The organism is Streptomyces hokutonensis, from assembly GCF_000376565.1.
Lineage (GTDB): Bacteria > Actinomycetota > Actinomycetes > Streptomycetales > Streptomycetaceae > Streptomyces > Streptomyces hokutonensis.
Window position 1 is genome coordinate 346,588 of the sequence record NZ_BARG01000018.1, and the last position, 8,055, is coordinate 354,642.

The window sequence follows — 8,055 nt, forward strand, 5'->3', positions numbered from 1 at the left end:
GCAAGGAGAATCATGTCGCCGCCCCGGATGGCCGGTATCCGATCATTCCAGGTCGTCGCGCGGCCTAATGCCCTATTTATTGGAATGCTGGCCGTTGTTCTTATTCTCAATAGCCTGGTCCCAGCAGGATTTGCAGTATTCATTCAGCAGCTGATCAGTGGGGTCGACCGCGCGCCCATCCAATCGGGATTCGCCGAGGTTGTCGTCCCGTTGATCGTGACCGGAAGTGTGCTGGTCTTCGGGCATATCGCGGAAGGCGTCCACCGAGCGCTCGAATTCCTGGTGCAGACCCGCGTCGACGGCCACCATCGTGCGTCCATCGCCAGGCAGGTCGTAGATGCCCCGCTTGCTCTGGTGGAGGGCGAGCGCGTCCAGCAGTTGCTGCGTGAGGCATGTGCCGATCCGGAGATCGGCCTCGACGTGACACCCGGGGAGGGCATCGTGGCGGCCCTGCGATGGATCGCCGGCCTGGGAGGAGGTGCTGCTTCCTGCGCTGTTGTCGGCTGGTACGTCCCGGCTGTCGCCCCTTTGCTGTTCCTGAGCGCTGTGCTCGGCGTCTACTTGCGCAGCCGCGAATACAGAAAGTTGGTGGAAGCACTGCACTTCGCCGTGGACGAGGAGATGCACGCGAATGTATGGAGGTCGGCGACCGTCGCGGTTGCCGAGGGAAAGGACCTTCGCACGTTCGGCTTCGCGCACTGGATGACGGATCGGATGCAGCGTCACATCGAGGTGGGCAATCGCCCGTACTGGGATTACTTTCAGGGCCTGGTACGTAGGTCCTGGACAAGGCCCGCTCTCGTTTCCATCGGCCTGGTTCCATCCTTCGTCGTGGCGAGTCTCGCGGCCGAGCGCGGTGTGATCTCGATCGCTGCACAGACGGCCGTGCTTCTGTCGGCCTGGTCCGTATTTCAGGCCATCGGTTCAGGCGAAGATCTGTACAGCATCGCGCTGGCCAGAAAGGTACTTTTGTCGACGGACGCGTTGTATCAGGAACTCGACCACAGTTCGGGCGGCGTGGGTCCGCTGTCGGATCGATGGACGCGTGCCCCGTCGGTCGAATTCAAGGATGCTGCGTTTCGCTACGCGCCGGACGGCCCGTGGGTCCTGGACGGCATGAACCTCTCTATCCGTTCGGGGGAGATGCTCGCCATCGTCGGGATCAACGGGGCGGGGAAATCCACGGCTATCAAATTGCTCTCGGGGCTCTACCAGCCGACATCGGGCAGTATCACAGTGGATGGACACGACATCTCCGCCATCGGCGCGGAAGCATGGTCCTCAGCGCTGTCAGTCGTTTTCCAAGACTTCAATCGATACCACCTTTCCTTGGCTGACAACATTTCACTCGGCTACGGTCGCAGAGAAGTTGATCGCGCCAACCTGGAGGCAGCGGCCCGCGAGGCTGGCCTCGACCGGATCATCGGCAAGCTGCCTCTGGGATGGGATACGCCGCTGTCGAGGCAGCGGCCCAACGGCGTTGAGCTCTCCGGTGGCGAGTGGCAGCAGGTCGTCCTGGCTCGTGCCCTGTACGCGATGTTGTGCGGCGCTCAGATTCTCGTGCTGGACGAACCGACGGCCCATCTCGATGTTCGTACCGAGCTTCAACTGTTCGAGCGCCTGATCGGACGACGTACTGGCACCAGCCTCGTGCTGATTTCGCACCGACTCGCGACTGTGCGCAAGGCTGACCGGATTGTCCTCCTGGAGAACGGCAGAGTCTCCGAATCGGGTCCGCATGACGACTTGATGGCGCTGGGCGGCCGGTACGCCGAGATGTTCACCGCCCAGGCTGAACGATTTCAGCAAGTATCCGACGTCGAATCTGATGCAGGTGCATAGTGTGAAATGGTCTTATGGCCGCCTGTGGGCGGAACTTCTGGGAATGTCGTGGCGTTGTCTGCCTGGCGCAACGGCTACGGCGCTTGTCGCACTCGCTGGATCAGTGGTCGTGCTGCCCGTCAGCACCCTGGCCCTGCGCGGCGCCGTCGATTCGGCGGGAGACCATGACGCACATCGTGCTGTGTTTTCCGCCGCGCTCGCGGCGGTGGCGTTTGCCGCGACCGCCTGGTTTCGCCAACTCGGTGAGTCTGTTCCGCAGTACATCGGCAACAGGGTCGGACGCCTCGTGCTGCACGACCGTATTCACCGCGACCTTGCGACGATCGACGGTCTCGAGCATCTGGAACGGCCGGAGGTTCTCGACCGCCTCGCCTTGGCACGACGTTCACAGAGCCGGGTCATGGCGACCCTGTGGAACGCTCTCCGAGCCTGCGCCGGGATCCTGAGGCTGATCGCATCTTTGCTGCTCATGGGGTCTTTGAACCCATGGTTGCTGCTGCTTGTCGTATTCGCAGGCGTCCCTGTCTGGTGCGATCACCGATCAAGAGCCCTACTGGCTGATGCTGAGGTTGCCGCGGCCGGCCAGTATCGACTACAGCAGCACCTGTTCTCGCTATCGACCGGTTTTGATTCCGGCAAGGAACTGCGGACGGCTGGGGCCGGGCGCCGTGTCGTTGAATTGCAGGAATCCGCGTGGAACGAGGCCGTACGAGGCCGTATGCGCGCTCACGCGCGCGCCGCATGCTGGACGATCTGCGGTTGGACTGTGTTCACCACCGCGTTCGTTGCCGGTCTCGGGCTGATGGCGTATCAGGCCCTGCATGGGAACGGCACGTCGGGCGACGTGGTCCTGACCATCGTGGTCGCGACCTCCCTGCACCAGACGGTTCAGAACACGGCGAACTACACAGCCGAGACCGCGAACTCCGGCACCTACATCGAGCCGTACCTCTGGCTGCGGAAATACATCGGAAACCTGTCGACGGGGTCTGGGACCGTGCAACCGTCCCAGAGCTTGACGACCGGGATCGTATTCGAGGACGTGAGCTTCCGCTATCACGGCACTGAGGGCAAGGCGCTGGACGGTGTATCCGCAGCACTCGATGCCGGTTCTGTGGTCGCTATTGTCGGTGAGTATGGCTCCGGCAAGACGACGATGGCAAAGCTGTTGAACAAGTTCTACACGCCTGACACCGGCAGGATCTTGGTCGATGGTGTAGACATGCAGATGCTCGTGACCGCGTCGTGGCGTGAACGTATCAGCGCAACGTTTCAAGATTTTGGCCGATTTCGAACGAAAATGTCCGAGGGAATCGGGCTCGGTGATCTGGCGCACATCGATGATGCTGCCCGAATCCAGAGCGCTGCTGAATTCGCTTGCGTGGACGAGTTGATCGAGCGTCTGCCGGACGGGCTCTCGTCACAACTAGGACGTGCGCTGGGCGGAGTCGAGCTTTCCGAGGGGCAGTGGCAGCGAGTCGCGTTGGCCCGCGGGGCGATGCGCGAGAGGCCATTGCTGTTCATGCTCGATGAGCCCACTGCGTCGCTCGATGCTGCTGCGGAAAGGGCGGTGTACGAGCGTTACATGGAGCGTGCCAGGAGAATTGGTCGAGACTATGGGGCCGTGACTGTGATTGTTTCGCACAGATTCTCCACGGTCCGATCGGCGGATAAGATTCTTGTCATGCAGGGTGGTCGCCTCGTCGAGATGGGAACCCATGTCGAGCTGCTCGCTTTGAACGGTTTGTATGCCGAACTGTACTCCATACATGAAAGCGCATATCAGACATAGCAGTTACTACGGCTGAGTGGGAGCATGCTTCATATGGTGATTGAAGTAAGAGAGGCGCGGAGATCTGACATTCGTGAGATTATCAGGATTCGGCAGGCTGTCACACCGCACCTTGCGACTACAGAGCGACGCCTGAGCGCAATTCTTGAGTCCGCAAATGGTAAGTCAATCCGGCAATTGGTCGCTTCAGTTGGTAGAAGAGTGGTCGGTGAGGCACTTTTAGGGGTTGTTGCGACTTCTGGCGGGATGTGTGCGGCATTTGGTAATCCGCATGTGGATCCTGATTTTGAAAACCGAGGTGTCGGTACCGCGCTGGCGCAGAGAGTTTATGGGTACGCTATTGTCGGGCACGCTCACGAGCTTCATGCGTGGGTGAACGACTCTGCCCATGCGACGGCGTTTGCGCAGTCGCATGGGTATGTGCGGCGAAGGCAGGCGAAGATTCAGAGGCTTGAGCTTTCAAAATTCAATAATTTGTCATCCGGCCTGCCTTTGGGATATGAAATTCATCGGGCGTTGGATGTTGGTGGCATGGAGCACGCCATTTATTCGGCCGAAGCAAAGGCGATAGCCGACGAGCCGGGAGAATTCATACGGCAGGGGCTGTCGTTCTCGGACTGGCTGGTGACCGTCTGGAACATGTCTCTCTCTGAGCTTTCGCTGTCATCGATCGTCACTTATGGCAGCCAAGTGGTCGGGGCTTCGTACCTGGAATGCGATGACCGAGGTGTGTGTGCGTCTGGTTCGACATGGACGGATCCGGATCATCGAAACCAGGGCATCGCGATGGCCGCGAAAGAGTCCGCGCTGCTGCGAGCCAAGGGGCATGGATATAGCATGGCTTACACATCGAACGATGGCCGCAACGCTGCGATGCGTAGGATCAATCACCGGCTCGGCTACGAGCATTTTCGTGACGAGTGGCGATATTCCTTGAAAATCGAAGCTAACGTGGGTAGTAATGTGTGATGACGGTCTCCCCGGAGCGGTCGGGCGTCCCAATGAAGCGGATATTCGACGGAAAGGAGGGGGATAATCAACCTCAATCTTTGTCGGATCGTTGAAATAGAAACCCCTTCTCAATTTCTGGTAAGGTGTTAAGGAGCCAGGCTGGGCGAAGGATAGAATTTATAAACAGGTCCTGGCTAAGTAGAACGAGTGAGGCCTTCCCGGTAACGCATTGTGACTTTCTTTCCGTGAGCCTCTTTTATCCTGTACTGGAGGGGTGAAATGGGCTGATCAGCAGGGGTGGTGAGTGACATGGCAGCCCCTCGTTGTTGGCGTGGTGATTTCACCCGTCACACCGGCGATCAGGGTCCTTTGCATGATCGACGTCTGTCCGGATTCATCCGGTGAGTCCGAGGGCGGTCAGGGGCCTTCGGCAGTCGCGGGCGGTGTGGCGTAGGGCGGCGGCGATGTTGGTGTGGCCGTCCTGGCGGTGGACGCCGATGGCGAGGTTGCGCAGGCCGGCCATGATGCGCGGGAGATGGCCGACATGGATCTTGGAGTCGTCCTCGCGGAACGTGCGGTCGCGGACGTGGTGCAGAAGGTTTTCGATCTTCCAGTGGCCTCTGATCCAGCCCGCGAGCTGGGCGCCGGTGACCGCGCCGGGCGGCAGGCTGGTGATCAGGTAGACGCGCTCGATGGTGAGCTTGCCGCTGGTGAAGTCCGCCCTCCAGCGCACGACTTGCAGGGCCTGGCGTGCGTCGGGGTAGTCGAGGTGGGCGAAGGCGGCGGTCTTCAGCCGACGGATCTCCAGGCGGTGGTGGGCCCGCGTGCGGTCGTAGTGGTCGAGCGTGATCTCGCTCCAGGGCAGGCGGCGGACCCTGTCGAAGAGACCAGGATGGTTGGCCTTGACCTGGGCGATGTAGTGGGCACCGCGCTCGCGGAGGTAAGTGCCGTGAGCGTGCTGGGTGTGCAGCGCGTCGGCGGTGATGACTGTGCCGGTCAGGTCGACGCTGTCCAGCAGGGGCCGGAAGGCGGGGATCTCGTTGCTCTTGTCGGCGACCTGGCGCTGGGCCAGGACGTGACCGGTGTGGTCCATCGCGGCGAGCAGGGTGACGTGCCCGGTGACCTGGGTACGCGAGCCGCGCAGGGCCTTGCCGTCGACAGCGATCGCCCGCAGTCCGGGGCCGGCCGGGGCGGCGCGGGCGGTGAGGAAGTCGCCGATCGCGCGGTCCAGGGCGTCGCCGTCGAGCTGGACGAGCAGACGGCGCAGGGTGTGGGGGTGGGGGACGGACACGGTGCCGGAGAGCGGGTCGGTGGGGAAGCCGAGAACCCGGCAGGCCCACGCAGGGACGTCGCTGATCCATTCCGTGATCGCGGTGAGCGAGCGGGCACTGGCCAGGACACTCGCCGCGGCCGCGGCGAGCAGGGCGGACAGCCGGTAGCGGCGGCCACGGACGCCTCTCGGGTCGGGCACCAGGTCCAGGAAGCCGGACAGCGCGACCGCGTCCGCCAGCGGACCGGCGCGGCAGTCCGGCCCAGTTGGGCCAGCACGGTGGGTATGGGAGAAGATGCAGGAGCAGGCACGGACTCGCCAGGTGTTCATGGGACTTCGACACTCACATGATCACTGAGACCGTGCCTGCACGGCGTCCACCCTCGCCCGAACCGGGACGTCCCCTCCAAGGAAGGGCCAGCACGGCACTTCGGACGAAACGCGATCACGCAACGGCCCCTGCCTGCTGATAGGTGCGGAGGCCCAGTCTCTCGGCCGCGGCGGGATCAGAGTGGTCGCCCGTGCCGCCGGTGTCCGTGAGGCCAGGGTATCTGCCGGAATACGCGAACTCGCCTCCGGAGAAGCCCCGTTGGGACGCATCCGACGGCCCGGCGCCGGCCGCAAACGCGTCGCCGATCTGAACCCGGCCGTCCGCACGGCGCTCCTGACACTGGTCGAGCCCGACGTGCGCGGGGATCCTATGTCGCCGCTGCGCTGGACCACCAACTCCACCCGCAAGCTCGCCGAGGAACTGACCCGGCAAGGCCACAGGATCTGCGCGGACACGGTGGGCGACCTGCTGCGTGAGGAGGGCTTCAGCCTGCAGAGCAACGCCAAGACCCTGGAAGGCAAGCAACACCCCGACCGGGACGCCCAGTTCCACTACCTCAACGAACAGGCCCGCGACCACCAGGACGGCGGGGCTCCGGTGATCAGTGTGGACACGAAGAAAAAGGAGCTGGTCGGCCCGTTCAAGAACAACGGCCGTGAATGGGAGCCCAGAGTCGCGCCGGTACGGGTCGACACCCACGACTTCCCCCACCGCGAGCTGGGCAGAGCAGTGCCCTACGGCATCTACGACGTCACTGCGAATACCGGCTGGGTCAATGTGGGCACCGACCATGACACCGCCGCGTTCGCCGTCGAGTCCATCCGCCGCTGGTGGAACAGGGCCGGGCGGGCCCTCTATCCCACGGCTGGCCGGCTGCTGATCACCGCGGATGCGGGCGGATCCAACGGCTATCGCACCCGCACCTGGAAGACCGAACTCGCCCGGCTCGCTGCCGAGTCCGGCCTGACGATCACCGTCTGCCACCTGCCGCCCGGAACATCGAAGTGGAACCGGATCGAGCACCGGTTGTTCTCCCACATCACCATGAACTGGCGCGGCAGGCCCCTGACCAGCCACGAAGTCATCGTCGAGAGCATCGCCGCGACCACCACCAAGACCGGCCTGACAGTTCACGCCGAACTCGACACCAACCCCTACCCCACCGGCATCCAGGTCAGCGACGACGAGATCGCCGCCTTGCCGATCACCCGCCACCGCTTCCACGGCGACTGGAACTACACCCTCCACCCCCAGCATCCGACAGACGCGGCGACGACCGACAGCACCTCAGACCAGGCCGCGGTGAGCAGTCCGCCCCGCCTCACGCGGCATTCACTGCAGGACCCAGAACTGACCGGGATGACCCGCCAACAGCTCTGCGGGCTCATCGAGACGCCCTGACTCCCGCGCTGGAGGTTCAACGTGAGCACGTGCTCCGCACGCGTCGCGGTCACGAGCGCCTGGTGGCCCCCGGCACAGGTGCCAAAGCCAAACTGACTCCAGCCGACCGGATCCTGGTCACCGTGCTACACCTGCGCAAACTCGCCACCATGGACCTCCTCGGCCAGCTCTTTGGCGTCACGGCCATGACCATCAGCCGTGCGAAGCAGGAAGTCCACCCGCTCCTCGAAGCACACGGCCACTCCGTCAGCACCTCTACCGCCCGCTTCCGGACACCAGCAGACGTCGCGACGTTCCTCGCTCCCGACCCCGCCAAGACCAGGGCCAAAAAGACGAGTTAAAGATCTGCACGCCCATACGGCCGGTAACGCAATCTTCCACACCGACCGCGGTCAATATACGTCTATCCAATTCCGGGAAACATTGGCGGAGTTGGACCTCCGTCAGAGCACAGGCCGAACCGGCTCG

Annotated in this window: 4 protein-coding genes and 1 pseudogene; 4 read left to right on the forward strand and 1 reads right to left on the reverse strand. The window is 63.0% G+C overall.

Going from position 1 to position 8,055, the window contains the following annotated elements; all coding sequences use genetic code 11:
* Positions 1-12 precede the first annotated feature (12 nt).
* From SSP08S_RS55115 to SSP08S_RS61685, 3 genes are all read left to right on the forward strand, one after another.
* Positions 13-1,842: an ABC transporter ATP-binding protein gene (locus SSP08S_RS55115; protein WP_078532394.1), complete on the forward strand. Its 1,830-nt coding sequence runs from the start codon at positions 13-15 to the stop codon at positions 1,840-1,842.
* A gap of 103 nt (positions 1,843-1,945) precedes the next feature.
* Positions 1,946-3,634 (forward strand): ABC transporter ATP-binding protein, encoded by a 1,689-nt coding sequence (locus tag SSP08S_RS09600; protein WP_218006639.1) that lies wholly within the window; start codon positions 1,946-1,948, stop codon positions 3,632-3,634.
* 33 nt (positions 3,635-3,667) lie between these two features.
* Positions 3,668-4,603, forward strand: a complete 936-nt coding sequence (locus SSP08S_RS61685) for a GNAT family N-acetyltransferase (protein WP_158697156.1) — start codon at positions 3,668-3,670, stop codon at positions 4,601-4,603.
* Between the two features lie 376 nt (positions 4,604-4,979).
* Here SSP08S_RS61685 and SSP08S_RS55120 read toward each other — a convergent pair whose 3' ends face one another.
* Positions 4,980-6,185, reverse strand: coding sequence for an ISAs1 family transposase (locus tag SSP08S_RS55120; protein WP_245607858.1), 1,206 nt, complete (start codon positions 6,183-6,185; stop codon positions 4,980-4,982).
* A 133-nt stretch (positions 6,186-6,318) separates the two neighbouring features.
* On the opposite strand from SSP08S_RS55120, the pseudogene SSP08S_RS55125 reads away from it, so the two are divergent.
* Positions 6,319-7,928, forward strand: a pseudogene (locus tag SSP08S_RS55125) (ISAzo13 family transposase).
* The last annotated feature ends 127 nt before the right edge of the window (positions 7,929-8,055 follow it).